This window comes from Comamonas testosteroni TK102, from assembly GCF_000739375.1.
Taxonomy (GTDB): Bacteria; Pseudomonadota; Gammaproteobacteria; order Burkholderiales; family Burkholderiaceae_C; genus Comamonas; species Comamonas brasiliensis.
On sequence record NZ_CP006704.1, the window covers coordinates 1,081,762 to 1,107,663 of the forward strand.

The following is a 25,902-nucleotide window of genomic DNA, read 5'->3' on the forward strand; positions in this document are numbered from 1 at the left end:
GGGGTCCTTTATTTCGTCGGCTGACCGGCCATGCACTTGCTCAGGAACTCACGGGCCTTGCCGCCTTCCTTGTAGAAGGTGCTGATCACTTCCTTGCCTTCCATGGAGACCTTGAAACGGGCTTCCTCCTCTTCACCCAGCTCCTTGACCAGTGCTTCGGGGCCGCCCAGCGCGTAGACGATGGCTCCCCATTTGCCATTGGACGTGGTGTAGTTGATGGCACCAACCTCCTGGGGCCGGTCCTGGTTCTGGGTCAGAGTGGTTCTGATCTTGCGCGGGCTGGCGGGCTGGGGAATGTCCATGCCCAGAAAGGTCAGCAGGGCACCGTCGTGCTTGGCCGTGGGGCCGGAAAGCTGAACGGCACCGGACATGCTGCCAAAAATCGCCGCACATCCAAGACCCGAGCGCGGGTTTTTCTCGTCATGCGAGAACATCCAGTAGCCCTTGCGCAGCTTCTGGTACTGCGGGTCTTGTGCAATTCTCTGTCCTTCCTTGATCAGCTCCTGGCCTTCGCGCAGCAGCTCCAGCTGGCCGCGTGCCAAGCTACCCAGGGCATCGGCGGGCGATGGTTCGGCGCGTTGGGTGGCGGCGGGTGCGGAGCTGAACTGCTCGCACACGGGCACGGAGGCCAGACCCGGTGAGCCGCCTGTCATGCCGACCTGGCGCTGGCCGGGGCCGGGTCCCGTGGGGCAGATGAAGGTCTGGCCGAAGACGGCTGGCGACACGGCAAGCGAGAAAAGCAATGTGCTCAGCGTCTTGTGATTCATGTGATCCATCCCTGTTCGTTGCAAAGTGCCCAGTATAGGGAGGCTCGCCGCCTCAGCTCTTGCGCTGCGACAGGCGTCACTAAGGCATAAAAAAACCGCCTGCACTTGCGTGAGGCGGTTTTTCAGGAAACAGGCCGAATTACTTCAGCTTGGTTTCCTTGTACTCGACGTGCTTGCGAGCCTTGGGGTCGAACTTGATGATCGACATCTTTTCAGGCATCGTCTTCTTGTTCTTGGTCGTTGTGTAGAAGTGACCGGTACCAGCAGTGGAAGCCAGCTTGATCTTTTCGCGTCCGCCTTTAGCAGCCATGGTGTTTCTCCTTCAGGAAATTAAGCTTGGCCACGAGCGCGCATGTCTGCGAGCACGGAGTCGATACCGTTCTTGTCGATCAGGCGCAGAGCAGCGCTGGAAACGCGCAGGCGCACCCAACGGTTTTCGCTCTCCACCCAGAAGCGGCGGTATTGCAGGTTGGGGAGGAAACGACGCTTGGTCTTGTTGTTGGCGTGGGAAACATTGTTGCCCACCATGGGCTTCTTGCCCGTAACTTCACATACGCGTGCCATTGGGACACTCCGATAGTTGAATCGGCCGCCGGCTCTGGAATCCTGCAGGAGCAGGAGGTGCCGACAACCTCACCTCGCCAGTTTGTAATGGGTGGCGGTAGCCCGATTGCGGAAGTCCCGAAGCACGCTAAAGCGCGAACCTGGAATTCAGCAAAGTCTGCGATTATAGCGTTCTCGCAAAAAAGCCCCTGGTGCCGGCCAAAACTGGCCAAACCCAAGGGCTTTTGCGCCGAACATGCGCTAACAGCCGCTCAGACGCCGAAGCGGTCTGGCGTCATCAGGACTCCTGTTCCAGGAAGCGCTGGGCGTCCAGGGCCGCCATGCAGCCGGTGCCGGCGCTGGTGATGGCCTGGCGGTAGACATGATCCTGGCAGTCGCCAGCGGCGAACACGCCGGGCACGCTGGTCTGGGTGGCAAAGCCCTTGAGGCCGCCCTGGGTGACGATGTAGCCGTTTTCCAACTCCAGCTGACCCTGGAAGATGTCGGTGTTGGGGTGGTGGCCGATGGCGATGAAGGCGCCTTGCAGCTTGACCTCTTCTGTGTGGCCGTCCTGGGTGCTCTTGATGCGGATGCCGGTCACGCCGCTCTGGTCGCCCAGCACTTCATCCAGGGTGAAGTGGGTCTTGAGCTCGATCTTGCCTTCCTTGACCTTGTCCATCAGCTTGTCTACGAGGATGGGCTCGGCCTTGAACTTGTCGCGGCGGTGCACCAGGGTGACCTTGCTGGCGATATTGGACAGATACAGGGCTTCCTCCACAGCCGTGTTGCCGCCGCCGATCACGCAGACGGGCTGCTCGCGGTAGAAGAAGCCGTCGCAGGTGGCGCAGGCGGAGACACCGCGGCCCATGAAGGCCTCCTCGGAAGGCAGGCCCAGGTACTTGGCCGATGCGCCGGTGGCGATGATCAGCGAGTCGCAGGTGTAGACGCCGCTGTCGCCGGTCAGGGTGAAGGGACGCTTGGAGAAGTCGACCTGGTTGATGTGGTCGAAAACGATTTCGGTCTTGAAGCGCTCGGCATGTTCCTGAAACCGCTGCATCAGCTCGGGGCCCTGCACGCCCATGACGTCGGCAGGCCAGTTGTCCACTTCGGTGGTGGTCATCAGCTGGCCGCCCTGGGCCATGCCGGTGATCAGCAGAGGCTTGAGATTGGCACGGGCGGCGTAGACGGCGGCGGTGTAGCCGGCAGGGCCGGAGCCCAGGATGAGAACTTGTGCGTGTTTGGTAGAGGACATGGAGCGGAACTCTGGAAAAAGCAGGCCGACAACCGGCGCGCGGTCATGAAAACATTGGAAAGATGTGGGAGTATCGCTCCGGATCAAGGTCTGCGCGTGCAGCGGTTTTTAATCACCGGAATTGTTAAAAATGATAGTGATGAAGCGAATCTGGCTGCCGTATGGCTGTTTTGTTGCATGTGCTTGCATTACGCTGAGCGATCGTCTTGGCCGAATGTACCGCTTGGATAAGGGCCTAAGGTAAGCTTGCGCCTGCGTATGACATATACATTGAACGCTTCGAACGCGTCTTCTTCCAGCAAATCAAAATCCCGCGCTGCAGCTCCGCGCTATGGAGTGATTCGCTTCAGCCAGGAGGTTTTGCTGTTGATCGGCCTGCTGGCACTGGTGTTCTGGCTCATGGCCATGTTCACCTACTCGCCGCAAGACGCAGCCTGGTCCACCTCGGGCGCCGGACAGAGGCCGTTTGTGCATAACTGGATGGGCCGTGTGGGCGCCTGGCTGGCTGATGCCTGCTACTTCGGCTTCGGCATGTCCATCTGGTGGCTGGTGCTGGCCGCCGTGCAGACCTGGGTGACATCGCTGGTGCGCTGGATGCGTGGCGGGGTGAACAAGGATGGCAGTCCTCTGGCGCTGATGCCGCTGTGGCGTCGCCGCTTTCTGTTCTGGGGCGGTCTGGCCATTTTGATGATTGCCAGCTGCGCGCTGGAATGGACGCGCCTGTACCGTTTCGAGAATCTGCTGCCTGGCCCCGCTGGCGGTGTGTTCGGTTACATGATGGGCTTCAACGCCCTCAAGTGGCTGGGCTTTGCCGGCTCGGGCCTGATCGGCATCTGCCTGTTCGTGCTGGGCGCCGCCATGGTGTTCGGCTTTTCCTGGGGCAAGCTGGCCGAGGGCCTGGGCGCGCGCCTGGACGGCATGGTGCAGTTCGGGCGTGAGCGCCGAGAAATTGCCAAGGATGTCTCGGTGGGCAAGAAAGCCGCTCGTGAGCGCGAGGAAGTGGTGTTTGACCGAACCGAGGGCGCGATCACGGCACCGGTGCACCAGCCTGTGCAGATCATCGAGCCCGTGCTGCAGGAGGCCAGCCAGCCCAGCGCCCGGGTGGTCAAGGAGCGCCAGAAGCCGCTGTTCACCGATCATCTCGACAGCAAGCTGCCTCAGGTGGACCTGCTGGATCAGGCCCAGCAGCGCCAGGAGCTGGTGTCTGCCGAGACGCTGGAGATGACCAGCCGGCTGATTGAAAAGCGCCTCAAGGACTTTGGCGTGGAAGTGCGTGTGGTTGCGGCCATGCCCGGCCCTGTGATCACGCGCTACGAGATCGAACCCGCCACGGGCGTCAAGGGCTCGCAGATCGTCAATCTGGCCAAGGATCTGGCGCGTTCGCTGTCCCTGGTGTCGATCCGCGTGATCGAGACCATTCCCGGCAAGAACTTCATGGCGCTGGAGCTGCCCAATGCCAAGCGCCAATCGATCCGTTTGTCCGAGGTGCTGGGCTCGCAGGTCTATCACGACGCCAAGAGTCTGCTGACCATGGGCCTGGGCAAGGACATCGTGGGCAACTCCGTGGTCGCCGATCTGGCCAAGATGCCCCACGTGCTGGTCGCCGGCACGACCGGCTCGGGCAAGTCCGTGGGTATCAACGCCATGATTCTGTCCCTGCTCTACAAGGCAGAGGCGCGCGATGTGCGTCTGCTCATGATCGACCCCAAGATGCTTGAAATGTCGGTCTATGAAGGCATTCCCCATTTGCTGTGCCCCGTGGTCACCGACATGAAGCAGGCGGCCAACGGTCTGAACTGGTGCGTGGCCGAGATGGAGCGCCGCTACAAGCTCATGAGCAAGCTCGGCGTGCGCAATCTGGCCGGCTACAACAGCAAGATCGACGAGGCCAAGGCGCGCGAGGAGTCGATTCCCAATCCCTTCAGCCTGACGCCCGAGGAGCCCGAGCCGCTGCAGCGCCTGCCGCACATCGTCATCGTGATCGACGAGCTGGCCGATCTGATGATGGTGGTGGGCAAGAAGATCGAAGAACTCATCGCCCGCCTTGCGCAAAAGGCGCGTGCGGCCGGCATTCATCTGATTCTTGCGACCCAGCGCCCGAGCGTGGACGTGATCACCGGCCTGATCAAGGCCAATATTCCGACGCGTATTGCCTTCCAGGTCTCCAGCAAGATCGACAGCCGCACCGTGCTGGACCAGATGGGGGCCGAAACCTTGCTGGGCATGGGCGACATGCTCTACATGGCCAGCGGCACCGGCCTGCCGATTCGCGTGCATGGCGCTTTTGTCTCCGACGACGAGGTGCACCGTGTGGTCAGCTATCTCAAGGAGCAGGGCGATCCCGACTACATCGAAGGCATCCTGGAAGGCGGCTCTGTCGACGGCGAGGGGGGCGATGACGATGGGGAGGGCGGCGGCGAAAAGGACGAGCTGTACGATCAGGCTGTCGAAATCGTGCTGAAGGACCGCAAGGCCAGCATTTCCTATGTTCAGCGCAAACTGCGCATCGGCTACAACCGCTCGGCCAATCTGCTCGAGCAGATGGAAAAGGCCGGCCTGGTCAGCTCGCTCACATCCAGTGGGCAGCGCGATGTTCTAGTTCCGGCTCGCAGCGAGTGAGCCGTGCACAAGAAGGAGAGTCATGAAACGTCTTTTGACTGCAATTTTGATAGTTGGCAGCGCAAGTGCTGCAATGGCTGATGGTCTGAAAAGCCTTGAGTCCTTCATGAAGAATGCCCAGGCGGGCAAGGCCGACTTCACCCAGTCCGTGACCTCGCCCCCCAAGTCCGGGCAGGAGGCGCGTACCAAGGTGTCCAGCGGCAGCTTCGAATTCCAGCGGCCCGGCAAGTTCCGCTTCAACTACACCAAGCCTTTCGAGCAGCTCATCGTGGCCGACGGCAAGACGCTGTGGCTGTACGATGCCGACCTGAACCAGGTGACGGAGCGTGCCCAGGCCCAGGTGCTGGGCAGCACACCGGCGGCCATCCTGACCTCTGCCACCGATCTCAAGGCCTTGAAGGCCGATTTCGAGCTGGGCAACCAGCCTGATGCCGATGGTCTGGAATGGGTGCTGGCCAGTCCCAGGCAGAAAGGCGGTCAGCTCAAGAGTGTGCGCATAGGCTTCACACCCGAAGGCAAGCTGGCAGCGCTGGATATCGAGGACAGCTTTGGCCAGCGCTCGCTGATGCAGTTCAAGGGCCTGCAAACCCAGGCTTCCCTGCCGGCATCGACCTTCCACTTCACGGTGCCCAAGGGGGCCGACGTGCTCAAGCAGTAGAAGCGCGGCATGCATCGGCAAAAAGGCCTGCGGATGGTGTTCGCAGGCCTTTTTTATGTGAAACAAGGGTCAATCCCTTGTGAGTGAAGCACGGATAGCTATGCTTTTGGAAGCGATCCGCCAGCTTGAGATCAGGCTCGCGTGGCGTTTGCGGCAGCCCGCTTGTTGCCGAGGGCGAAATCCAGCAGGCCTGCCAGCACCAGCACGCAGACCACCGGGGTGACCCAGCCCATGCCCAGGGCGGCACCGGGCAGCATGTCCAGCCAGGCGGGCACCAGGAAGTCGAGCTTGGCAGCCCTGGCGGCATCAAACAGGCCGAAGACCAGGGAGGTGCTCATCACGGGGATGTAGACGAGCGCCGGCTGGTTCCAGCGGTGCAGCAGGCTCAGGGCGATCAGGGCGATGGCCACGGGATACAGGCCCACGAGCACAGGCACGGCCACGGCAATCAGCTGGGCCAGGCCCTGGTTGGCCACGGCAGTGCTGAAGATCGACAGGCCGATGACCATGGTGCGATAGGAGATGCCGGTCAGCTCGCTGAAGAAGCTGCTGCAGGCCGTGATCAGGCCCACGCCGGTGGTCAGGCAGGCCAGCATGATGACGGTGGCCAGCAGCCACAGACCTGCGGGGCCGAAGGTCTGCTGCACAAAGGCCGTGAGAATCTGCACGCCGGTGGAGGCGTTGGCGGCCAGCTGGCTGTTGGTGGCGCCCAGATACATCAGCGAGACATAGACCAGACCCAGGCAGGTCGCGGCAATGATCCCGGCATAGATGCAGTAGCGCGTATGAAGCCTGCTGTCGCTCACGCCGGCGGCCTTGATCGCGTTGACGATGACGATGCCGAAGATCAGCGAGGCCAGCGCGTCCATGGTCTGATAGCCCTGCAGAAAGCCTTCGGAGAAGGCGGCTGCCTGCGAGGCATAGGCCTCGGTGCTGACGCTGTAGCCATCCACGGGGGCCAGCACGGCAGAGCCGCCGAGCACGGCCAGCGCCAGGATCAGCACGGGCGTGATGATCTTGCCCACGTTGTCCATGAGCTTGCCGGGGAACAGCGACAGCAGCGCCACGGCCACGAAATAGGCGATGGTGAAGGCCAGCAGCATGGCGGGCGTGTTTCCGACGAAGGGGGCCAGGCCCATTTCGAAGGACACGGTGGCCGTGCGTGGCGTCGCAAACAGAGGGCCTATGGTCAGATAGATGGCCACGGCCAGCACCAGGCCGGCAATGCGGCCTATGGGGCTGGTCAGGGTGTCCAGACCGCCGCCCACGCGGGCCAGGGCGATCACCCCGAGCAGGGGCAGACCGACGCCGGTCAGCAGAAAGCCGGTCGAGGCTCCGAGCAGGTTTTCACCGGCGGCCAGGCCCACCATGGGAGGGAAGATGATGTTGCCTGCCCCGAGGAACAGGGCAAAGGTCATGAAACCAAGGGCAAAAATGTCCCAGGTCTTGAGTTTTTTCATACGCGTAGGCTCAGGCGTGCAGCGCTGGCACGCCCTGGAGCAGTGTGGAACCAAGGAAAGTTTGCGGATGCTTTCGATTGATTTCTGGCTGATGGCGGTAGCCCTATCAGGCACAGGCATTGCGCGGCGCAGATGAGGCGGCCCGCAATGAATCTAAACGCGCTGCCGGGCCTGGCTGGCCTGGTTTTTGGCAGGCCGGATGGGGGCAGTACCTCCATGGGGCGAGGGGTGGCCTCGTTAATGGAGAGATTGAATCCGTTAAAACGCTATTTTGTCCTATGAAAAATTCTGATAGGAGTGCTGGGGTTAAGCGCTATCGATGGTGGCTGCAATCCAGTGCGTAAAACAGTCCCGACCCATTTGGCTGCACGGGCGGCCGTAGCGTTGGATACTTGAGGGGCCATGGTTACGCACAACAACTCCTCATCTTCGGCCATTCCCCATCAGCCCCTGGCCGAGCGCCTGCGGCCGCGCACGCTGGCCGAAGTCATTGGCCAGCAGCATGTGCTGGGAGAGGGCATGCCGCTGCGTCTGGCCTTCGAGTCGGGCCGCCCGCACAGCTGCATACTCTGGGGGCCGCCCGGCGTGGGCAAGACCACGATTGCCCGGCTCATGGCCGATGCCTTTGATGCACAGTTCATTTCCATCAGCGCCGTACTGGGTGGCGTCAAGGACATCCGCGAGGCCGTGGAGCAGGCGCAGGCCGCGCGAAGCGGCCTGCTGCAGCAGCGCACCATCGTGTTCGTGGACGAGGTGCACCGCTTCAACAAAAGCCAGCAGGACGCTTTTCTGCCCCATGTGGAAAGCGGACTGTTCACCTTCATCGGTGCGACCACGGAGAACCCGTCGTTCGAGGTCAACTCGGCCCTGCTGTCGCGGGCAGCTGTCTATGTGCTGCAAAGTCTGACGACCGACGATCTGAAGCAGATTGTGGCCAAAGCCCAGGTCATCAAGGCGGTTCCCACTATCGAAGATGAAGCGCTGGATCGCTTGATTGCCTACGCTGACGGCGATGCACGCCGCTTGCTGAACACGCTGGAGACCCTGTCCATCACGGCCGAGCAGGCGGGGGTGGAAAGCATTACCGATGGCTGGCTGCTCAAGGTGCTGGGCGAGCGCATGCGCCGCTATGACAAGGGGGGCGAGCAGTTCTACGACACCATCAGCGCGCTGCACAAATCCGTGCGCGGCTCGGACCCCGATGCGGCGCTGTACTGGTTTTGCCGCATGCTGGACGGCGGGGCCGATCCGCGCTATCTGGCGCGCCGCATCGTGCGCATGGCCTGGGAAGACATCGGACTTGCCGACCCGCGCGCCATGCAGATGTGCAACGATGCCGCTGCGACCTATGAACGCCTGGGCAGCCCCGAGGGTGAACTGGCCCTGGCCCAGGCCGTGATCTACCTGGCTGTGGCGCCCAAGAGCAATGCCGGCTATATGGCCTACAACAAGGCCAAGGCCTTTGTGAAGGGCGACACCACAAGGCCTGTACCGCTGCATCTGCGCAACGCCCCAACCAAGCTGATGAAGCAGCTGGACTACGGTCGGGATTACCGCTATGCCCACAGCGAGGAGGGCGGCTTTGCGGCGGGAGAGCGCTATCTGCCTGAAGGAATGGAAGACCCCGGCTTCTACCAGCCCGTGGCGCGGGGGCTGGAAATCAAGATCGGCCAGAAGCTGGCAGAGCTCAAGGCGCTCAACGACGCCGCTCGCGCGGCAGATGATGAGCAGGCGGGCTTGTAAAGCGCGAGTTGCCCAGGTGTTGCACAACTGGCACTGGTTGAATGCTGCATTTTTTGCGGCGTTTCTAGGGTTTTTCGCTAGTTCGGGTGGCAAGTCGTGACTAAGTGCCTGTATTTATTGGGCTTGTGCTATCGATGAAATTATTGCGTTGCAGCATTTTGGGCCTGCGCACGGGAAACCCCGGCCCTGAGTCCTGAAAACAGCTCCCTAGAATCGATTCACTCTTTTGCGACAAGCAGCCCACAAAGCGGCGGACTGCAGAAGAGGAACCTTGGCATCGCTGGCTCCGTCGTTCGGGATGAGAGGCTCGCAGTGTCTCCGTCTTGGATCGAGGGAAGGGGAGCGCGCTTATGGATATCTTGCTGCAGCAGATCATCAATGGTCTGGTGTTAGGCAGCATGTACGCCTTGATAGCCCTGGGCTACACCATGGTGTACGGCATCATTCAGCTGATCAACTTCGCGCATGGCGAGGTGCTGATGGTAGGGGCTTTGACCAGCTGGAGCTGCATCGGCCTGATGCAGGAGGCAATGCCTTATCTGCCGGGCTGGCTCATGCTTTTGATCGCCGCCATCATCGCCTGCGTAGTGGCCGCATCGCTGAACTTCGTGATCGAGAAGGTGGCCTACCGGCCGCTGCGCAGCAGCCCGCGCCTTGCGCCGCTGATCACGGCCATCGGTGTCTCCATCCTGCTGCAGACCCTGGCCATGATCATCTGGAAGCCCAATTACAAGGCTTATCCCACGCTGCTGTCGTCCACGCCCTATGAGATCGGCACGGCAGTGATCACGCCCACGCAGATTCTGGTGCTGGCGGTCACGGCGATTGCGCTGGCCACGCTGATGTACCTGGTCAACTACACCAGGCTGGGGCGCGCCATGCGGGCCACGGCCGAAAACCCGCGTGTGGCAGCGCTGATGGGCGTCAAGCCCGATATGGTGATTTCCGCCACCTTCATCATCGGTGCCGTGCTGGCTGCGATTGCCGGCATCATGTATGCCTCCAACTACGGCACGGCTCATCACACCATGGGTTTCCTGCCGGGTCTCAAGGCCTTCACGGCGGCCGTATTCGGCGGCATCGGCAATCTGGCCGGAGCCGTGGTGGGCGGCCTGCTGCTGGGGCTGATCGAGTCCATCGGGTCAGGCTATATCGGCGATCTGACGGGCGGCGTGCTGGGCAGCCAGTACACCGATATCTTTGCCTTCATCGTGCTCATCATCATCCTGACGCTGCGCCCTTCGGGCCTGCTGGGTGAGCGTGTGGCGGACCGTGCCTGAGGGAGTGCCCATGAAGAACAACAAGACACTCCACTGGATCCTGGGCGGCATAGGCCTTCTGGTGCTGCCGCTGATCCTGCAGTATTTCGGCAATGCCTGGGTGCGCATCGCCGATCTGGCCCTGCTTTACGTGATGCTGGCGCTGGGCCTGAACATCGTGGTCGGTTACGCCGGCCTGCTGGATCTGGGCTATGTGGCTTTCTATGCCGTGGGCGCCTATATGTTTGCGCTCATGGCATCGCCGCATCTGGCCGAGACCTTCGAAGGCTTTGTAGCCATGTTTCCCAACGGGCTGCACACCTCGATCTGGCTGGTGATTCCGCTGGGTATGTTGCTGGCCGCCTGTACGGGGGTGTTGCTGGGGCTGCCGGTGCTGCGGCTGCGCGGAGACTATCTGGCCATCGTGACACTGGGCTTCGGCGAGATCATCCGCATCTTCCTGAACAACCTGGATCAGCCCGTCAACATCACCAACGGCCCCAAGGGCATCGGCCAGATCGATTCGGTCAAGATCTTCGGCTTCGACCTGGCCAAGCGGCATGAGATCTTCGGCTACGACATCTCCTCCGTCACGCTGTACTACTACCTGTTTCTGGTGCTGGTGCTGGCCACCATCGTGATCTGCTACCGCTTGCAGGATTCGCGCATAGGCCGTGCCTGGATGGCGATCCGGGAGGATGAAATCGCCGCCAAGGCCATGGGCATCAATGTGCGCAATATGAAGCTGCTGGCCTTCGGCATGGGGGCTTCGTTTGGTGGCGTGGCCGGCTCCATGTTTGCTGCCTTCCAGGGCTTTGTCTCGCCCGAGTCCTTCAGCCTCATGGAGTCCGTGATGATCGTGGCAATGGTCGTGCTCGGCGGTCTGGGCCATATTCCCGGCGTGATTCTGGGGGCGGTGCTGCTCTCGGCCCTGCCCGAAGTGCTGCGCTATGTGGCCGGGCCGCTGCAGCAGATGACCGATGGACGCCTCGATGCTTCCATCCTGCGCCAGCTGCTGATCGCCCTGGCCATGATCGTCATCATGCTGATGCGCCCGCGCGGCCTCTGGCCCACGCCCGAGCATGCCAAAAGCCTGGATCGCCAGTCCTGATGACTGCACAGACAAGGAATGTGAACTGATATGGCAGAGAGCACGACTTCCGCAGTCCTTCATGTCTCGGACATCTCCAAGCGCTTTGGCGGGTTGCAGGCGCTGTCCGGTGTGAGCATGAAGATTGAGAGAGGCCAGGTCTATGGCCTGATCGGCCCCAATGGCGCGGGCAAGACCACGTTTTTCAATGTGATCACCGGCCTCTATACGCCCGACACCGGCAAGTTCGAGCTGGCCGGAAAGCCCTATGAGCCGACGGCGGTGCACAAGGTGGCCAGGGCCGGCATTGCCCGGACCTTCCAGAACATCCGCCTGTTTGCCGAGATGACAGCACTGGAAAACGTCATGGTCGGGCGCCATGTGCGCACGCATTCGGGCCTGCTCGGAGCGGTGTTTCGCACCAAGGGTTTCAAGGCCGAGGAAGCCGCGATTCGGGCCCGCTCGCGCGAGCTGCTCGACTATGTCGGCATCGGCAAGTATGCGGACTTCAAGGCGCGTACCTTGTCCTATGGCGACCAGCGTCGGCTGGAGATTGCCCGTGCTCTGGCGACAGACCCGCAGCTGATTGCGCTGGATGAGCCGGCTGCCGGCATGAACGCAACCGAGAAGGTGCAATTGCGTGAGCTGATCGACCGCATTCGCAACGACCACCGCACCATCTTGTTGATTGAGCACGATGTGAAGCTGGTCATGGGCCTGTGCGACCGGGTGACGGTGCTGGACTATGGCAAGCCGATTGCCGAAGGCACGCCTGCCGAAGTGCAGAAGAATGAAAAAGTGATTGAAGCCTATCTGGGCACGGGAGGCCATTGAAGATGCAGGATCAAGTGCTGGAACAGGCGCAGGCCTCCAAGTCCACGGCCCCGGTGTTGCTGCAGGTGAAGGGCCTGAAGGTGGGCTATGGCGGCATTCAGGCTGTCAAGGGCGTGGACTTTCAGGTGCATCAGGGGGAGCTGGTTTCGTTGATCGGCTCCAACGGCGCGGGCAAAACCACGACCATGAAGGCCGTCACGCGAGGGCTGCCGATTGCCGATGGCGAAATTCTCTACCTGGGCCAAAGCATCAAGGGCAAGGGGGCTTGGGATCTGGTAGCCGAAGGATTGGTCATGGTGCCCGAGGGGCGCGGCGTGTTTGCCCGCATGACGATTACCGAAAATCTGCTCATGGGTGCCTACACCCGTAAGGACAAGGCCGGCATACAGGCGGATATCGAGCGCATGTTCGGCATCTTTCCGCGTCTGAAGGAGCGCAAGGATCAGCTGGCGGGCACCATGTCCGGGGGCGAGCAGCAGATGCTGGCCATGGCGCGCGCGCTCATGAGCCAGCCCAAGGTGCTGCTGCTGGACGAGCCGTCCATGGGCTTGTCGCCCATCATGGTGGACAAGATCTTCGAGGTGGTCAGCAATGTCTATGCGCTGGGTGTGACCATGGTGCTGGTGGAGCAGAACGCCAGTCGCGCGTTGGCGCTGGCCGATCGGGGTTATGTCATGGAGTCCGGCATCATCACCATGACGGGGCCGGGCCAGACCTTGCTGAGCGATCCGCGCGTGCGTGCGGCCTACCTGGGAGAGTAAGCCTCGACGAGGGGGCCTTCGATCGCTGTGCGCTGTACGATCGTGGCGCTCTCCCGCAGTCCAGGGCGAACCCTAATTCCCCTGAAATTCAAGAAAATGACAAAAAAATGACGTTTTTCATGGTTCTTTGATTGTTTTATTAATTTCTTTTTAGTTCCTTTTAATTCTTTTTTGTCGTTGCATAGAATTTGTATATTACAAAAAGAAGTATTTGGAACGTTTTCGCGTGGCAGAGTGACATGCTCCTGCGGTCGGTGCATTCGACGGGCGGATTTCTGCTTTGTGCTGCTGTCTGGAGGAATCACAGGCTTTGTGACAGTTCCTAACATGGCGCAGAGCTTGTATTTTATTTTTCGTGGTGCCCGAAGGGGTGTCTTGAAGACGCGCTGAAACGCACAATGACTCAAGAGTAAACTCCGCCCCGTTTGAGCCGGGAACCATGCACCTTTTTGCAGTGAGTCGCCTGGTTTCTTTTCCCCGGTAAGGAGCATTCATGCTGTTTGGCAAGCTATTGCCGCGCGAAGGCAATTTTTTCGAGATGTTCAATCAACATGCGGACCGCATCGTTGAAGCAGCTCATGCTTTCTCGCAACTCGTTGCAAATTACAACGATCCCCATCTACGCGAAAAATACAACGCCGATGTGGACAACGCCGAGCGCGCAGCCGACCGTGTGACCCATGATGTCACCAAGCTGCTGCACAAGACCTTCATCACGCCCCTGGATCGCGAACATATCCACTCGCTGATCAACACCATGGACGACGTGGCCGACCTGATTCAGGACTCGGCCGAGACCATGGCCCTGTATGACGTGCGTCACATGACAGACGAAATCACACGTCTGACCGATCTTTGCGTGCGCTGCTGCGAGCGTGTGCGTGATGCCGTCAAGCTGCTGGACCGCCTCTCGGACCCCACGATCGTGGACGCCGCCAGCAAGACCTGCGACGAGATCGACCGCCTGGAAGGCGATGCCGACCGCGTGATGCGTGCGGCCATGAGCAAGCTGTTCCGTGAAGAGCCCGATGTGCGTGAGGTGATCAAGCTCAAGGCTATCTATGAGCTGCTGGAAACCATCACGGACCGCTGCGAAGACGTGGCGAACCTGATCGAGGGCATCGTCCTCGAGAATTCCTGATTCTCGCTGGAGTCCGATCATGGAGCCGGTACAGGCAGCCCTCTGGGTTGTGATTTTGCTGGTGGTGCTCGCCTTGCTGTTCGATTTCATGAACGGCTTTCACGACGCTGCCAATTCGATTGCCACCGTGGTTTCCACGGGGGTTCTCAAACCTACTCAGGCCGTGGCATTTGCCGCGTTCTTCAACGTTGTGGCGGTTTTCGTCTTCCACCTCAGTGTGGCGGCAACCGTGGGCAAGGGTATTGTTCAGCCGGGCATCGTTGACACGCATGTCGTCTTCGGCGCTCTGGTGGGGGCCATCACCTGGAACATCATCACCTGGATCTACGGCATTCCCAGCAGTTCCTCGCATGCCCTGATAGGCGGCATCGTGGGTGCGGTGATCGCCAAGGCCGGCGCGGGCGCGCTGATCGCCAGCGGCATCTGGAAGACCGTGGCCTTCATCTTCGTCTCTCCCGTGCTGGGCTTTCTGCTGGGTTCGCTGATGATGGTGCTGGTGGCCTGGATTTTCCGCCGGGCCAGCCCGAATCGCGTGGACAAGTGGTTCCGCCGTCTGCAACTGGTATCTGCCGGTGCCTACAGTCTGGGTCACGGCGGCAACGATGCGCAAAAGACCATCGGCATCATCTGGCTGCTGCTGATTGCCACGGGTTATGCCAATGCCGGTGATGCCGAGCCACCCTTGTGGACCATCGTGAGCTGCTATCTGGCCATCGGTCTGGGCACCATGTTTGGCGGCTGGCGCATCGTCAAGACCATGGGTCAGAAGATCACCAAGCTCAAGCCCGTAGGTGGCTTCTGCGCCGAATCCGGTGGTGCACTGACCCTGTTCTTCGCCACCTTCCTGGGGGTTCCCGTCTCGACCACGCACACCATTACCGGTGCCATCGTGGGCGTGGGCTCCACGCAGCGCGCGAGTGCCGTGCGCTGGGGCGTGGCTGGCAATATCGTCTGGGCATGGATTCTGACGATTCCTGCCAGCGCCTTTGTGGCATCCATTGCCTACTGGGTCAGCCTGCAACTGTATTGAGCTTGTGTACTCCTTGATTGATGGCGGTTAGCGCTTGCCAATCAGGGGTGAAATGCCAAAAAGGCTTCGCATTGCGAAGCCTTTTTTCATGGCTGAAACACGGTCGTCAAGCTGCAGTTTCCTGCAGGCTGGATACGACCTGCCGCTGCAGCAGCGACCTGAGCTGGCCGACCGGTGCCGGGGGGCTGAGCAGATAGCCCATGAAATGCTCGCAGCCATACTGCGCCAGCAGGGCGCGCTGCTCCAGGGTTTCCACTCCTGCGCCGACTATCGTCATCTGATGGCGGGCGGCCAGCGCGATGGCCGCCTGCACGGCGGCTTCGGCGGCATTGTTGGGGCCCAGGCGCTGGACCAGGGAGTGCGAGAGCTTGAGCTGGTTCAGGGGAAGCTGCTGCAGCGCTTGCTGCATATGGAAACTGTCGCCAAAGTCGTCGAGTGACAGCCGCAGTCCCATGGTGCGAAGACGGGTGAGGGTCGGAACGATATCCGCGTGCGAGGGGCTCAGCGCTTGGGTGGAAAGCTCCAGCAGCAGCAAGGCCGGGTCGGCCCCTGTCTGGCTGATGATGTCCTGCAACTGCTCGGCCAGATCGGCCTGCCTGAGCTGCTTGGCGCTGATGTTGACGCAGATGGGCAGCTTGCCCAGTTGTGGATCGACTTTCCATCTGGCCAATTGCTCGCAGGCGGCTTGAATGCTCCAGCGGCCCAGCGGAACGATGATGTCGGTTTCCTCGGCCACGGACAGGAAGATGCTCGGTGGTACCAGTCCTCGCCTGGGATGGCGCCAGCGCAGCAGGGCTTCCAGACCGTTGACGTCACCGCCGGCGGAGTATTGGGCCTGGTAATGCAGCTCGAACTGGCCCAGACGCAGGGCTTCGCGCAGCTCCTGCTCAAGGTGCTGGCGATCATTGGCCAGGATGCGCTGCTCGGGGCTGAAGAAGTGCAGGCCCCGGGCTTCCTCGTCGCGCAGGCGGTACATGGCGATCTCTGCCTGCTGCAGCAATTCGGTGGCGGAGCGAGAGTGCGGGCCGAACAAAGTGGCGCCGATATTGGCCTCCAGCATCGCGCTTTTGTTGCCGAGCGGGTAGCTGCCATTCAGGCTTTCCTGCAGACGCTCTCCCAGACGTTCCACCAGTACCGTGCTCATCTCGATATCCGGAGAGAGATCCGAGACCATGATGACAAAGTGCGCAGCGTCCAGTCTGGCCACGGTATCGCAGGAGCGCACGCAGCCGAGAAGACGCTGCGCGATGTTCTGCGCCAGGCCGGCCTGGCTGTCTCCCGTGCTGGCGGGCGAGCCCGCCACCGGTTCCATGTCTATGGTCAGCAAGGCCCCGCGCCAGCCCGTGCGCTCGGACTGGATCATGGCCTGGGACAGCCGGTCCAGCAGCAGGCGCCGATTGGGCAGATTGGTCAGCACGTCGAAGAAGGAAAGGCTTTCAGCCTCGCTTGCATGAGGCAGCAGCTCCTTGCAGGCCAGCACGGTGTAATTGGCCGACAGGGCATGAGCCGACAGATTGAGCCTGCGTCCGTTGGGCAGCTGGAACTGGGCATGGGCCTGCTGGCGCGCAATCAGTGCTTGATGGCTTTGGGCGATATGGCCCAGGGCCGGGGCCAAGCTTGCCGGGGCTGCGCTTGCAGCTGTCTGCAGAGCGGTTTGCAGAGATGTGCCTACCTTGAGGGTGGGCCCCAGCCAGGGAAACAGCTGCAGATAACCATCATTCCAGCGCTGAGCCCGATTCTGGGCATCCAGCAGCACATAGCCGCTGCTGGTCTGCTCGAGAATGCGGAAAAGCTGCTCTCCGTACACGCCTACCAGACTGGTGGCGGCGGGAAAGGCGCTTTGCCCGTGCATGTCGGATCTGGCAGACTTTTCGTTAGTTGCAGACATAAGACCTCTTCAGGCTGGCGCAGCAAAGCCGTCGCATTGCGAAAACCGCCGGGATGCAGTCGTTGCAAGATGTTCCTCAGATCGGCATTGTGGGTTCTGTGGAATGTGCCGGCGGTGCTTTGGGGCCCAGAGGCGAAAAATTAGACTTTTGCTTACAAAAGCGGCGCGGCTGAATCAGCTTCGCAGTGCTTGAGACGCTGGGCCTATTGCGAAATCTTGCGTGCCTCTTCGACCTGATATTCGAAGTAGTGCTGGAAGCTGTAGGCAATACTGGCCATCAGCACGGTGGCCCCCAGCATCAGGGACAGGCTTACGGCAAAAATCGTGGCCCATTGGGTGCGTCCCGCAGGCGCGTCGGCCTCGATCGAGGGGTTGAAGAGCCGGTTCCAGTTTCCCTGCTCCATCAGGCCGTAGAGAATGGCGCGCAGGGCGCAGCCCGCAATGGTGAAGCCGAGCAGCGGGATCAGCAGCCAGCTCAGCCTGTCGTCCTGCCCCAGCTGCTGCACGCGCTCGATGCCGTAGATGCCGAGCGCCGTGGGAATGGGCAGCAGCCAGCCAAGCCAGTCCCCAAGTCCGTGCAGGTAAAAGCGATGCAGCCCCAGCGGCCCGCCGATCAAGGCCAGCCAGGCGGCAACCGTCTTGTTCTTGGGGCGAGCAGGCATGGTGGAGGTGGAGGCAAATGGGTTCATGTCCGGAGGGCAGGCAGAAAACGAAGCAACGCATCCATTATTCCCTGCACCCGACCTGGGCGGCTCAGGGCAATTGCGCTTCACATGCCGGGAAGCTTCAGTGAGGATTACGCCCATTTGCCACAGCTATAGGCAGCTTCGGCAGAACTCGATATAATTTCCGGTTTTACGGCGTGTCGCTGGCCGGGTGGTCATGTCGCGTGTCTCAAACGCTGTAAGAAAACCTGCGCAGCTGGTCAAATTTTTGATGGCACTGGCTGTAACCACCCGAAGGAAACATCATGGTTGTTATTCGTCTCTCCCGCGGCGGCTCTAAGGCTCGTCCTTTCTACAACATCGTTGCAGCTGACAAGCGCGTGCGTCGCGACGGTGCTTTCATCGAACGTCTGGGTTTCTACAACCCTAGCGCTCGTGGCGCCGAAGAAGGCCTGCGTCTGGCTCTGGACCGCGTGAACTACTGGAAGAGCGTTGGTGCTCAAACTTCCGATACGGCTGAACGCCTGATCAAGGAAGCTGCAAAGAAGGTTGCTGCCTAATTTAGGCGGTTGCTCTCTAGGCACCTTTATCAAAGCGGGTTCCGTTGGCTTGCCTGACGGGACCCGTTTTTTATTGAATTTCTGCAATTTTTCTGCTGATCCCATGAGCCACATGCCTGTTCTTCAAACCACGAGCTTGCCTGCTGATGCCATTGAAGTCGGTCGCATTGCCGATGCCTGGGGCATCAAGGGCTGGTTCAAGGTTCATGCCTTCAGCAGCGCCCCCGAGGCCCTGTTTGCCGCCAAGGACTGGTTCTTGCAGCCGGCGGAAAAAGGAGCCAAGCATTTCGCGGGCACCGTGGTTCTGCCCGTCAAGCAGGCCCGTTTCCATGCCGACACCATCGTGGCCACCTCGCAGGAGGTCGCCGACCGCAACGCCGCCGAGGCCCTGCGCGGTGCCCGCATCTTTGTGGCGCGTGAGCATTTCCCCAAGACCGATGATGGCGAGTTCTACTGGGTAGACCTGATGGGCCTGCAGGTGGTAAACCGCGAAGGCGTGGCGCTGGGCGTGGTCAGGGACTTGATGGCCACCGGCCCGCAGACCGTGCTGGTTCTGGGATATGAGCAGGATGGCAAGGAGCAGGAGCGCCTGATTCCCTTTGTCGATGCCTATGTGGACTCGGTGGATCTGGCCGGCAAGAAAATCGTGGCCGACTGGCAGCCCGACTATTGAATTGGAATGCGTGACAGCTATTGAATTTGTAGCTGTAAGCGCTTTTAGATCATGCGTTTTGACATCATTACACTGTTCCCTGAACTGTTCGCGCCGTTTCTTGAAAGCGGGGTGACACGCCGTGCCTACAGCTCGGGTCAGGTGGCGGTGCATCTGTGGAATCCGCGTGATTGGGCCGAGGGCAATTACCGCCGCGTGGATGACCGTCCGTTTGGCGGCGGCCCCGGCATGGTGATGATGGCAGAGCCGCTGCAGCATTGCCTGGAGGCGATTCGCGCAGCCCGCGTCGAGGCTGATGCGCGGGAGCAGGCCGAGCCGGCTCCTGTGGTGCTGTTCTCTCCCATAGGCACCACCCTCAGGCATGCGGTGGTGGCCGACTGGGCCGAAAGCCGTGGCGCGGTGCTGCTCTGCGGTCGCTACGAGGGCATCGACCAGCGCTTCATCGATGCCCATGTCAGCCATCAGATCAGCCTGGGCGACTTTGTGCTTTCCGGCGGCGAGCTGGCGGCCATGGTGTTGCTGGACTCTCTGGCGCGTCTGCAGCCCGGTGTGCTCAACGATGAAGGCAGCTTTCAGCAGGACAGCTTCAATCCTGCGCTGGACGGCTTGCTGGACTGCCCTCACTACACGCGTCCGGAAGTCTGGAATGGCCAGGACGTGCCACCGGAGCTGCTCTCCGGTCACCATGCCAATATCGAGCGCTGGCGCCGCGATCAGCGCCTGCGCATCACGGCCGAACATCGACCCGAGCTGATAGAGCAGGCCCGCGATCAGGGGCTGCTCAATGCCAAGGACGAAGGGTTTTTGGCAAAAACAGCGTCCAAGCTATAATCTCAGGCTCTTTGATCCTCTATCCGGCCGCTGCAAGGAATGGCGGAGCCGCTTTCGGCGGTTCTCGTAATGCAGCAATAGCACCAATCCCGGTGCTTGCCAATTCTGGCGCGGACAAGATCAAGGTGGACTAAATCATGAATCTGATCCAGACCCTCGAGCAAGAAGAAATCGCTCGCCTGAACAAGACCATCCCCGAATTCGCCCCCGGTGACACCGTCATCGTGAGCGTGAACGTGGTGGAAGGTAGCCGTAAGCGCGTGCAGGCTTACGAAGGCGTGGTGATTGCCAAGCGTAATCGCGGCCTGAACAGCGGCTTCACAGTGCGCAAGATCTCCAGCGGTGAAGGCGTGGAACGTACGTTCCAGACCTACTCTCCCCTGATCGCCAAGATCGAAGTCAAGCGTCGCGGTGATGTGCGTCGTGCCAAGCTGTACTACCTGCGTGAGCGCAGCGGCAAGTCTGCTCGTATCAAGGAAAAGCTGCCCCAACGCGTTAACAAGACTGCTGCTGCAGCCGAGTAATACGCGTATCGGAAGCGATTCCGTAAAAGCCGCTACAGTTCGCTGTGGCGGCTTTTTTTATGTCTGCCTTGGCTTCGTGATTCTTGCTTTCGGTTTTGGCTGAACACCTACATGCCTGCATCTGATAATTCTCCGCTCCCCGTGTTGGGCATTGTTGATCCTCGCCAGGCGCGCCTGCTGGGTGTCGATAGCCAGCTGCCGGCTGTTCCGCTGGATGCGCAGACGCCGCAGGCTCTGCGCACGCGCTTTGCCCAGCCGCCACAATGGCTGCCCGAGGCCATGCAGGAAAAACGCATCACGGCCAGGCAGCCTTCCGATGCGGCCGTGCTCGTGCCCATCGTCATGCGCGAGCAGCCCACGGTATTGCTGACCGTGCGCTCGGCCAGACTGTCCACCCACTCGGGTCAGGTGGCTTTTCCCGGCGGCAAGCGTGATCCCCAGGATGTATCTGCCGAGGCGACGGCATTGCGCGAGGCGCACGAGGAAGTCGGACTGGCCCCCAGGAATGTCGAGGTGCTCGGGCGCCTGCCTCTTTATGTGACGGGCACGGCGTTTCACATCACCCCTGTGGTGGCCTTGGTCCACCCTCAGGCCAGCTACTTTCCCAATCCCGGGGAGGTGGCGGATCTGTTCGAGGTCCCGCTGTCCTATCTGCTCAATCCCGCGCATCATGAGCGTCATGCCATGCAGTGGCAGGGCGTGGATCGCGAATGGTTTGCCATGCCCTATCAGGATGGTGAGCAGCAGCGCTATATCTGGGGTGCGACAGCGGGCATGTTGCGCAATCTTTACCGTTTTTTGGCGGCTTGAGACAGCAGTTGTAACGAGCCGACAAACAGCGCCGCTATGATGAAGCAATGAGCTTTTTTGCCATCCTGATCGCACTGCTGCTGGAGCAGGCACGTCCGCTGGCCCGGTCCAACCTGGTGCAGGCCGGTTACCGCGCCTGGACCGTGACCGTGCGCAGCAACTTCGATGCCGGCAAGCCCCATCACGGCTGGCTGGCCTGGGCCATGGCCGTGCTGCTGCCCAGTCTTATCGTGCTGGGCATATTCTGGGCGCTGATGGAGTTCATCGGCTGGCCCGTCGCGATGCTGTGGAACGTCGCCGTGCTCTATGTCACGCTGGGTTTTCGCCAGTTCAGCCACCATTTCACGCGGATTCGCGATGCGCTCGATGCGGGCGATGAATTTGCTGCCCGCCAGGCCCTGGCCGACTGGCAGCAGGTCGATGCCAGCGAGGTGCCGCGCAGCGAGGTGGTTCGCCATGTCATCGAGTACTCGGTGCTGGCCGCACACCGTCATGTATTTGGCGTGCTGTTCTGGTTTTCGATTCTCTCGGCCCTGGGGCTGGGGCCGCTAGGGGCCATCCTCTACCGTATGGCCGAATACCTGTCGCGTGCCTGGTCGCGCAAGGGGGCCGAAGGGCTGCGGGCGCCGACCAGCGAGCGCTTGCACTGGGCTGCCGCCAAGGCCTGGTATGTGATCGACTGGCTGCCGGCACGGCTGACGGCGCTTTCCTTTGCCATGGTGGGCAGCTTCGAGGAAGCCATAGACAACTGGCGCGTCTATGCCCAGCGCTTTCCCAATGACAATGACGGCGTGATTCTGGCGGCCACTGCGGGCGCCATCAATGTACGCCTCGGGGGCGAGGCCTTGCGCCGCCGCGATGCGGCTGACGGTGAAGAGGGCGACGATGCACAGTGGGCGGGCAGTGATGTCACTCCGGGGCGAGAGCCGGAAATGTCTCATCTTCGCAGCGTGGTGGGGCTGGTCTGGCGTTCGGTCGTGGTCTGGCTTCTGCTGCTGGCCTTGCTGACCTTTGCCCGTCTGCTCGGCTGAGTCTTCAGGCCTGGCTTTCGGCGGAGAAAAAGCCCGCCGCAGGGATGCCGGCCGCTCTGCCGGACTGGATCAGTGGGCAGGGCGCTCGTGGCGCCTGGCGCGATAGAAGCTCAGTATGCGTCGCACATATTCACGCGTCTCCGCATAAGGAGGCACTCCGCCATACTGCTGCACGGTTTTCTCGCCTGCGTTGTAGGCGGCCGATACCAGTGCCACATCGCCCTCGAAGCGCTCCAGCAGCCAGCGCAGATAGGCCAGGCCGCCGCGCACGTTCTGCTCGGGATTCCAGGCATCGCGCACGCCAAAGCGCTCGGCCGTCTCGGGAATGAGCTGCATGAGGCCCTGAGCGTTGCGCGGCGACAGCGCCTGCGCCTCGAAATTCGACTCCGAGCGCACGATGGCCAGTGCCAGCCGCGGATCGATCGAGAAGCGTGGCGCCAGGCGCTGCACCAGCTCGGCCATGCGCCGCTTCTGCCTGGGCAGACTGCTCACATAGCTGGCCACCAACTCGTGGGGCACGGCCTCCTGGCCGGAGTCGGCGAACTCCTGAGGCGGAGTCTCCCCCTGGGTCAGGCAGTCGGGCAGCCGGTCGCCGGGCAGCTTGCCGGCCAGCAGCAGCTGGGCTTTTTCATGTCCGCGCTGGGCAGCCAGGGCCAGCAGCGTCGTGCCCGTGGCAGGGTCGGGTGTCATGCCTAGGCCCTGCAACAGCAGCCGGCCCAGCAGGTATTGGGCCTCGAGGCTGCCATAGCGCGCCGCCGCGCAATAACGCTGGGCGGCGCGCCATGGCTGCTGGCGCTGCTCGGCCTTGTAACCCTCTTCGATCCAGCGAGACAGCGTGGGCGGCTCGTCGTCCCAGCTCGGGGCGGACTCCGTGCCCTGGGCCCAGCCCGGGCTCATGCCCGCAGACAGCGCGACGGCGAGGACGGCTTGCAGGCAGGGCTGAAAAACTCTGGGTCTCATGGCGTGAACACCGGGTTTGTGGCCGGCAGCCTATCCCGGATGCGGCGCAATCGTGCCGGCGCTCGTCGGGCTTGGAATGGCTGCGTGGCAAACGCTGAAATTGCTCTCATATGGCGCGGCCTTCCGGCTTGGCTGGCCTCGCGCTCAGTAGCGTGGTTCCTGACTCAGTTCCTCGAACAGCTCGCCATAGATCCGGTAGCGGTTGGCGTGGATGGCGTGGGGGCTGTCCTGTGCTTCTACCTGGGTCATGACGGCGCAGCCGGGCTCATGCAGATGGGTGCAGTTGTAGAACTTGCACTGGTCCGCCAGCGCACCGATGTCGGGCATGCAGGCGGCCAGCTGCGTGGGGGCGAGGTGATACAGGCCAAATTCCTGAAATCCCGGCGAGTCAATGATGGCGGTGGTGCGTGCCTCGTCCACCCAGTACAGGGTGGTGCTGGTCGTGGTGTGCTTGCCAGTGTTCAGCGCCTGCGAAATTTCGTTGGTCGCCACCTTGGCATCGGGCAGCAGCAAGTTGATCAAGGTGCTTTTGCCTACGCCCGAAGGACCGAGAACCAGGGTTGTCTTGCCTTGCAGCAGACCGATGATGGCGTCGCGATCCTCGTCGTCCGCATCTTCCAGCGACAGCGGCAGCACCATGTAGTGCGGCGCCGCATCCGCTGCATCGCGCATGGTCCGGTAGGGCTCGAGCCGCTGCCAGGCGCGCAGGAAAGGCTCTTCCAGGTCCATCTTGTTGAGCGCAATGATGGGCTTGATGTGCGCGGCCTCGGCGGCGATCAGCGCACGGGCGAGCTGCACTTCGCTGAATACCGGTTCGGCGGCTATCAGAATCAGGAGCTGGTCCAGGTTGGCTGCAAAAGTCTTGGTGCGAATGTCATCCTGGCGGTAGAAGACGTTGCGGCGCTCCACGATTTTCTCGATCGTGCCCTCATCGCCCTGGCCGGGCGGGGGGGCCAGCCATTGCACATGGTCGCCCACCACGGCCTGGCTTTTCTTGCCGCGCGGATGGCAGATGCGGCGCTCGCCGTCCGGGGTCTCGACCACGCAGTGGCGGCCATAGCTGGCTACCACCAGGCCTGTCTGGGTGCTGCCTGCTGCTTGGGCGCCTGGGCGCCGTCCTTGTTTTGCCATAGAGATCAGGCCGGCTTCAGCAGTGCTTCGATGCGGCGCGCGCAATCGATGTCGGTCTCGGAGATGCCGCCCACATCATGGGTGTTGAGGCTGACCTTGCAGCGGTTGTAGCCGACTTCCAGATCGGGGTGGTGGTCCTGCTGATGGGCAATTAGGGCCAGTGCATTCACAAAGGCCATGGTTTCGTAGAAGTTCACGAAACGGAAGGTCTTGCCGATGGCCGCAGGGCCGGCCGCCAGCTCCCAGCCCTCGAGGGCTGCCAGCTGCTCTTGCACTTGCTCTGTGCTCAAGGCGCTGCGCTTGAGCTGGGACCAGTCTTTCTGTTGCAGTGTGGGTGTGCTCATGTCTGAAACCGTTGTGGTGTTACAAGCTGCCTGCGGGAGCCGGCATGCGCGCCAGGCGATCCACGGCAGGAGGATGTGAATAGTAAAAGCTCACATACCAAGGGTCTGGCGTGAGTGTGGACGCATTGTCCTCGTAAAGCTTGAGCAGTGCCGAAGCCAGCTGTGCACCATCAGCCTGCTGCATGGCATAGGCATCGGCCTCGAACTCGTCGCGGCGCGACATCGCCGACATCAGCGGTGTGACGAAGAAGCTGAACACCGGCACGGCCAGCATGAACAGCAGCAGTGCCAGGGCATTGTTGTCGGTCGCGATGCCCATCTCCGGCCCCAGCAGCACCGAGACTCCGAGTCCGGTGTAGAACCACATTTGCTGGCTGAGCCAGCCCAGCAGCGCAAAGCCCAGCAGCGAGACGCCGAACATCAGGACCATGCGCTTGCTGATGTGCTTGTGCTTGAAGTGCCCTAGTTCGTGCGCCAGCACGGCTTCGACTTCACCGGGGCTGAGCTGTCTGAGCAGGGTGTCGAAGAAGACCACGCGCTTGGAATTGCCGAAGCCCGTGAAATAGGCGTTGGCATGCGCCGAGCGGCGGCTTCCGTCCATCACGAACAGTCCTTTGGCCGCAAAGCCGCAGCGCTCCATCAGCCGGGTCACGCGGCTCTTGAGGCTTTCATCGGCCAGCGGCTCGAACTTGTTGAACAGCGGTGCGATAAAGCTGGGGAAAATCCACATCAGCAGCAGATTGAAGGCCGTCCAGGCGCCCCAGGCCCAGAGCCACCACAGCGGCCCGGTCGATCCCATGAGCCAGAGAATCAGGGCCGCCAGCGGCAGGCCGATGATGGCAGCCACCAGCGTCGACTTGAGCAGATCGCCCAGCCACAGAGCTGGCGTCATCTGGTTGAAGCCGAAGCGCTGCTCCAGCCTGAAGGTCTGATAGAGCGACAAAGGCAGCTCGATCAGCGCCGAGATCACAGCAAAGCTGGTCAGCAGCGCCAGTTGCTGCCACAGGCCGGGGCCCATGGACTCAAGCAGCCAGCGGTCGAGCCAGTCCAGTCCGCCCAGCAGCGTCCAGCACAGCAGCACGGCGGCCGACAGCGTGATGTCGATCAGCGACACCTTGGCCTTGGCCAGCGTGTAGTCGGCCGCCTTCTGGTGGGCGGACAGGCTGATGCGATGGGCGAATGCCGGCGGCACGGCGCCGCGATGGCTGGCCACATGGCGCACCTGGCGCGAAACCAGCCACGCGCGCAGCAGCCATTGCAAGGCTACGGCCGTCGCAAACAGCAGCGAAAGTGCCAATGTGAAATCTAGTCTGGAACCCATGTATTGG

The 25,902-nt window shown here is 61.6% G+C and carries 26 protein-coding genes; 15 read left to right on the forward strand and 11 right to left on the reverse strand.

The features are described 5' to 3' along the window. Window positions 1-8 precede the first annotated feature (8 nt). The 4 genes from O987_RS04865 to trxB all read right to left on the reverse strand — a co-directional run bounded on the left by O987_RS04865 (window position 9) and on the right by trxB (window position 2,562). Window positions 9-767 (reverse strand): hypothetical protein, encoded by a 759-nt coding sequence (locus tag O987_RS04865; RefSeq protein WP_043376109.1) that lies wholly within the window; start codon window positions 765-767, stop codon window positions 9-11. 139 nt (window positions 768-906) lie between these two features. Then, window positions 907-1,077 carry a 50S ribosomal protein L33 gene (gene rpmG / locus O987_RS04870; protein ID WP_003058233.1) on the reverse strand — a complete coding sequence of 57 codons (171 nt, stop codon included), beginning with the start codon at window positions 1,075-1,077 and terminating at the stop codon, window positions 907-909. Between the two features lie 20 nt (window positions 1,078-1,097). Next, complete coding sequence (gene rpmB / locus O987_RS04875) at window positions 1,098-1,331, reverse strand: 50S ribosomal protein L28 (protein ID WP_003058229.1); 234 nt, start codon at window positions 1,329-1,331, stop codon at window positions 1,098-1,100. A gap of 277 nt (window positions 1,332-1,608) precedes the next feature. Then, window positions 1,609-2,562 carry a thioredoxin-disulfide reductase gene (trxB, locus tag O987_RS04880; RefSeq protein WP_003058226.1) on the reverse strand — a complete coding sequence of 318 codons (954 nt, stop codon included), beginning with the start codon at window positions 2,560-2,562 and terminating at the stop codon, window positions 1,609-1,611. A gap of 258 nt (window positions 2,563-2,820) precedes the next feature. Between trxB and O987_RS04885 the strand changes: the two genes are divergently transcribed. Further along, window positions 2,821-5,181: a DNA translocase FtsK gene (locus tag O987_RS04885; protein ID WP_043371006.1), complete on the forward strand. Its 2,361-nt coding sequence runs from the start codon at window positions 2,821-2,823 to the stop codon at window positions 5,179-5,181. 22 nt (window positions 5,182-5,203) lie between these two features. After that, the gene (lolA, locus tag O987_RS04890) at window positions 5,204-5,839 is read left to right on the forward strand and encodes an outer membrane lipoprotein chaperone LolA (RefSeq protein ID WP_043371007.1); all 636 of its coding nucleotides are present in this window, start codon (window positions 5,204-5,206) and stop codon (window positions 5,837-5,839) included. A gap of 131 nt (window positions 5,840-5,970) precedes the next feature. Here lolA and brnQ read toward each other — a convergent pair whose 3' ends face one another. Further along, the gene (brnQ, locus tag O987_RS04895; protein WP_003058223.1) at window positions 5,971-7,299 is read right to left on the reverse strand and encodes a branched-chain amino acid transport system II carrier protein; all 1,329 of its coding nucleotides are present in this window, start codon (window positions 7,297-7,299) and stop codon (window positions 5,971-5,973) included. A 402-nt stretch (window positions 7,300-7,701) separates the two neighbouring features. On the opposite strand from brnQ, the gene O987_RS04900 reads away from it, so the two are divergent. The 7 genes from O987_RS04900 to O987_RS04930 all read left to right on the forward strand — a co-directional run bounded on the left by O987_RS04900 (window position 7,702) and on the right by O987_RS04930 (window position 15,157). Then, window positions 7,702-9,042, forward strand: coding sequence for a replication-associated recombination protein A (locus O987_RS04900; RefSeq protein WP_003058221.1), 1,341 nt, complete (start codon window positions 7,702-7,704; stop codon window positions 9,040-9,042). Window positions 9,043-9,392: 350 nt separating this feature from the next. After that, window positions 9,393-10,322, forward strand: a complete 930-nt coding sequence (locus O987_RS04905) for a branched-chain amino acid ABC transporter permease (RefSeq protein ID WP_003058220.1) — start codon at window positions 9,393-9,395, stop codon at window positions 10,320-10,322. 10 nt (window positions 10,323-10,332) lie between these two features. Then, window positions 10,333-11,412 (forward strand): ABC transporter permease subunit, encoded by a 1,080-nt coding sequence (locus O987_RS04910; RefSeq protein WP_003058219.1) that lies wholly within the window; start codon window positions 10,333-10,335, stop codon window positions 11,410-11,412. Between the two features lie 30 nt (window positions 11,413-11,442). Next, entirely contained in the window at window positions 11,443-12,225 is a 783-nt protein-coding gene (locus tag O987_RS04915) for an ABC transporter ATP-binding protein (RefSeq protein WP_003058217.1), read from the forward strand. Between the two features lie 2 nt (window positions 12,226-12,227). Next, entirely contained in the window at window positions 12,228-12,986 is a 759-nt protein-coding gene (locus O987_RS04920; protein WP_003058215.1) for an ABC transporter ATP-binding protein, read from the forward strand. 493 nt (window positions 12,987-13,479) lie between these two features. After that, window positions 13,480-14,127, forward strand: a complete 648-nt coding sequence (locus O987_RS04925) for a DUF47 domain-containing protein (RefSeq protein ID WP_003058214.1) — start codon at window positions 13,480-13,482, stop codon at window positions 14,125-14,127. A 19-nt stretch (window positions 14,128-14,146) separates the two neighbouring features. After that, window positions 14,147-15,157 (forward strand): inorganic phosphate transporter, encoded by a 1,011-nt coding sequence (locus tag O987_RS04930; RefSeq protein ID WP_003058213.1) that lies wholly within the window; start codon window positions 14,147-14,149, stop codon window positions 15,155-15,157. Between the two features lie 106 nt (window positions 15,158-15,263). Here the strand turns inward: O987_RS04930 and O987_RS04935 are convergent, their stop codons facing one another. Beyond that, the gene (locus tag O987_RS04935; protein WP_043371010.1) at window positions 15,264-17,045 is read right to left on the reverse strand and encodes a putative bifunctional diguanylate cyclase/phosphodiesterase; all 1,782 of its coding nucleotides are present in this window, start codon (window positions 17,043-17,045) and stop codon (window positions 15,264-15,266) included. Between the two features lie 203 nt (window positions 17,046-17,248). Then, window positions 17,249-17,734, reverse strand: a complete 486-nt coding sequence (locus O987_RS04940; protein WP_003058211.1) for an NINE protein — start codon at window positions 17,732-17,734, stop codon at window positions 17,249-17,251. A 281-nt stretch (window positions 17,735-18,015) separates the two neighbouring features. On the opposite strand from O987_RS04940, the gene rpsP reads away from it, so the two are divergent. The 6 genes from rpsP (at window position 18,016) to O987_RS04970 (ending at window position 22,139) form a co-directional block, all read left to right on the forward strand. Beyond that, window positions 18,016-18,270, forward strand: coding sequence for a 30S ribosomal protein S16 (gene rpsP / locus O987_RS04945; protein ID WP_003058210.1), 255 nt, complete (start codon window positions 18,016-18,018; stop codon window positions 18,268-18,270). Window positions 18,271-18,373: 103 nt separating this feature from the next. Continuing rightward, entirely contained in the window at window positions 18,374-18,943 is a 570-nt protein-coding gene (rimM, locus tag O987_RS04950) for a ribosome maturation factor RimM (protein WP_003058209.1), read from the forward strand. A 51-nt stretch (window positions 18,944-18,994) separates the two neighbouring features. Next, entirely contained in the window at window positions 18,995-19,774 is a 780-nt protein-coding gene (gene trmD, locus O987_RS04955; protein WP_003058208.1) for a tRNA (guanosine(37)-N1)-methyltransferase TrmD, read from the forward strand. 137 nt (window positions 19,775-19,911) lie between these two features. Next, window positions 19,912-20,298, forward strand: a complete 387-nt coding sequence (gene rplS, locus O987_RS04960; protein ID WP_003058206.1) for a 50S ribosomal protein L19 — start codon at window positions 19,912-19,914, stop codon at window positions 20,296-20,298. Between the two features lie 111 nt (window positions 20,299-20,409). Then, a complete protein-coding gene (locus tag O987_RS04965; RefSeq protein WP_003058204.1) occupies window positions 20,410-21,108 on the forward strand; it encodes a CoA pyrophosphatase in 699 nt (232 codons plus the stop codon). Window positions 21,109-21,155: 47 nt separating this feature from the next. After that, on the forward strand, window positions 21,156-22,139 hold the full coding sequence (locus O987_RS04970) for a CobD/CbiB family protein (RefSeq protein WP_003058202.1): 984 nt from the start codon (window positions 21,156-21,158) through the stop codon (window positions 22,137-22,139). A 69-nt stretch (window positions 22,140-22,208) separates the two neighbouring features. Here O987_RS04970 and O987_RS04975 read toward each other — a convergent pair whose 3' ends face one another. The 4 genes from O987_RS04975 to O987_RS04990 all read right to left on the reverse strand — a co-directional run bounded on the left by O987_RS04975 (window position 22,209) and on the right by O987_RS04990 (window position 25,895). Beyond that, window positions 22,209-23,099 carry a lytic transglycosylase domain-containing protein gene (locus O987_RS04975; RefSeq protein ID WP_043371011.1) on the reverse strand — a complete coding sequence of 297 codons (891 nt, stop codon included), beginning with the start codon at window positions 23,097-23,099 and terminating at the stop codon, window positions 22,209-22,211. A gap of 144 nt (window positions 23,100-23,243) precedes the next feature. Further along, window positions 23,244-24,230 (reverse strand): ribosome small subunit-dependent GTPase A, encoded by a 987-nt coding sequence (gene rsgA, locus O987_RS04980; RefSeq protein ID WP_051962116.1) that lies wholly within the window; start codon window positions 24,228-24,230, stop codon window positions 23,244-23,246. Between the two features lie 5 nt (window positions 24,231-24,235). After that, window positions 24,236-24,574, reverse strand: a complete 339-nt coding sequence (locus O987_RS04985) for a 4a-hydroxytetrahydrobiopterin dehydratase (protein ID WP_003058195.1) — start codon at window positions 24,572-24,574, stop codon at window positions 24,236-24,238. A 19-nt stretch (window positions 24,575-24,593) separates the two neighbouring features. Continuing rightward, window positions 24,594-25,895: a M48 family metallopeptidase gene (locus tag O987_RS04990; protein ID WP_043371012.1), complete on the reverse strand. Its 1,302-nt coding sequence runs from the start codon at window positions 25,893-25,895 to the stop codon at window positions 24,594-24,596. Window positions 25,896-25,902: the final 7 nt, after the last annotated feature.

Coding starts and splice junctions, on each gene's coding strand:
- O987_RS04865 (WP_043376109.1), bottom strand. CDS start 767: ATGAATCACAAGACGCTGAGCACATTGCTTTTCTCGCTTGCCGTGTCG.
- rpmG (WP_003058233.1), bottom strand. CDS start 1,077: ATGGCTGCTAAAGGCGGACGCGAAAAGATCAAGCTGGCTTCCACTGCT.
- rpmB (WP_003058229.1), bottom strand. CDS start 1,331: ATGGCACGCGTATGTGAAGTTACGGGCAAGAAGCCCATGGTGGGCAAC.
- trxB (WP_003058226.1), bottom strand. CDS start 2,562: ATGTCCTCTACCAAACACGCACAAGTTCTCATCCTGGGCTCCGGCCCT.
- O987_RS04885 (WP_043371006.1), top strand. CDS start 2,821: ATGACATATACATTGAACGCTTCGAACGCGTCTTCTTCCAGCAAATCA.
- lolA (WP_043371007.1), top strand. CDS start 5,204: ATGAAACGTCTTTTGACTGCAATTTTGATAGTTGGCAGCGCAAGTGCT.
- brnQ (WP_003058223.1), bottom strand. CDS start 7,299: ATGAAAAAACTCAAGACCTGGGACATTTTTGCCCTTGGTTTCATGACC.
- O987_RS04900 (WP_003058221.1), top strand. CDS start 7,702: ATGGTTACGCACAACAACTCCTCATCTTCGGCCATTCCCCATCAGCCC.
- O987_RS04905 (WP_003058220.1), top strand. CDS start 9,393: ATGGATATCTTGCTGCAGCAGATCATCAATGGTCTGGTGTTAGGCAGC.
- O987_RS04910 (WP_003058219.1), top strand. CDS start 10,333: ATGAAGAACAACAAGACACTCCACTGGATCCTGGGCGGCATAGGCCTT.
- O987_RS04915 (WP_003058217.1), top strand. CDS start 11,443: ATGGCAGAGAGCACGACTTCCGCAGTCCTTCATGTCTCGGACATCTCC.
- O987_RS04920 (WP_003058215.1), top strand. CDS start 12,228: ATGCAGGATCAAGTGCTGGAACAGGCGCAGGCCTCCAAGTCCACGGCC.
- O987_RS04925 (WP_003058214.1), top strand. CDS start 13,480: ATGCTGTTTGGCAAGCTATTGCCGCGCGAAGGCAATTTTTTCGAGATG.
- O987_RS04930 (WP_003058213.1), top strand. CDS start 14,147: ATGGAGCCGGTACAGGCAGCCCTCTGGGTTGTGATTTTGCTGGTGGTG.
- O987_RS04935 (WP_043371010.1), bottom strand. CDS start 17,045: ATGTCTGCAACTAACGAAAAGTCTGCCAGATCCGACATGCACGGGCAA.
- O987_RS04940 (WP_003058211.1), bottom strand. CDS start 17,734: ATGAACCCATTTGCCTCCACCTCCACCATGCCTGCTCGCCCCAAGAAC.
- rpsP (WP_003058210.1), top strand. CDS start 18,016: ATGGTTGTTATTCGTCTCTCCCGCGGCGGCTCTAAGGCTCGTCCTTTC.
- rimM (WP_003058209.1), top strand. CDS start 18,374: ATGAGCCACATGCCTGTTCTTCAAACCACGAGCTTGCCTGCTGATGCC.
- trmD (WP_003058208.1), top strand. CDS start 18,995: ATGCGTTTTGACATCATTACACTGTTCCCTGAACTGTTCGCGCCGTTT.
- rplS (WP_003058206.1), top strand. CDS start 19,912: ATGAATCTGATCCAGACCCTCGAGCAAGAAGAAATCGCTCGCCTGAAC.
- O987_RS04965 (WP_003058204.1), top strand. CDS start 20,410: ATGCCTGCATCTGATAATTCTCCGCTCCCCGTGTTGGGCATTGTTGAT.
- O987_RS04970 (WP_003058202.1), top strand. CDS start 21,156: ATGAGCTTTTTTGCCATCCTGATCGCACTGCTGCTGGAGCAGGCACGT.
- O987_RS04975 (WP_043371011.1), bottom strand. CDS start 23,099: ATGAGACCCAGAGTTTTTCAGCCCTGCCTGCAAGCCGTCCTCGCCGTC.
- rsgA (WP_051962116.1), bottom strand. CDS start 24,230: ATGGCAAAACAAGGACGGCGCCCAGGCGCCCAAGCAGCAGGCAGCACC.
- O987_RS04985 (WP_003058195.1), bottom strand. CDS start 24,574: ATGAGCACACCCACACTGCAACAGAAAGACTGGTCCCAGCTCAAGCGC.
- O987_RS04990 (WP_043371012.1), bottom strand. CDS start 25,895: ATGGGTTCCAGACTAGATTTCACATTGGCACTTTCGCTGCTGTTTGCG.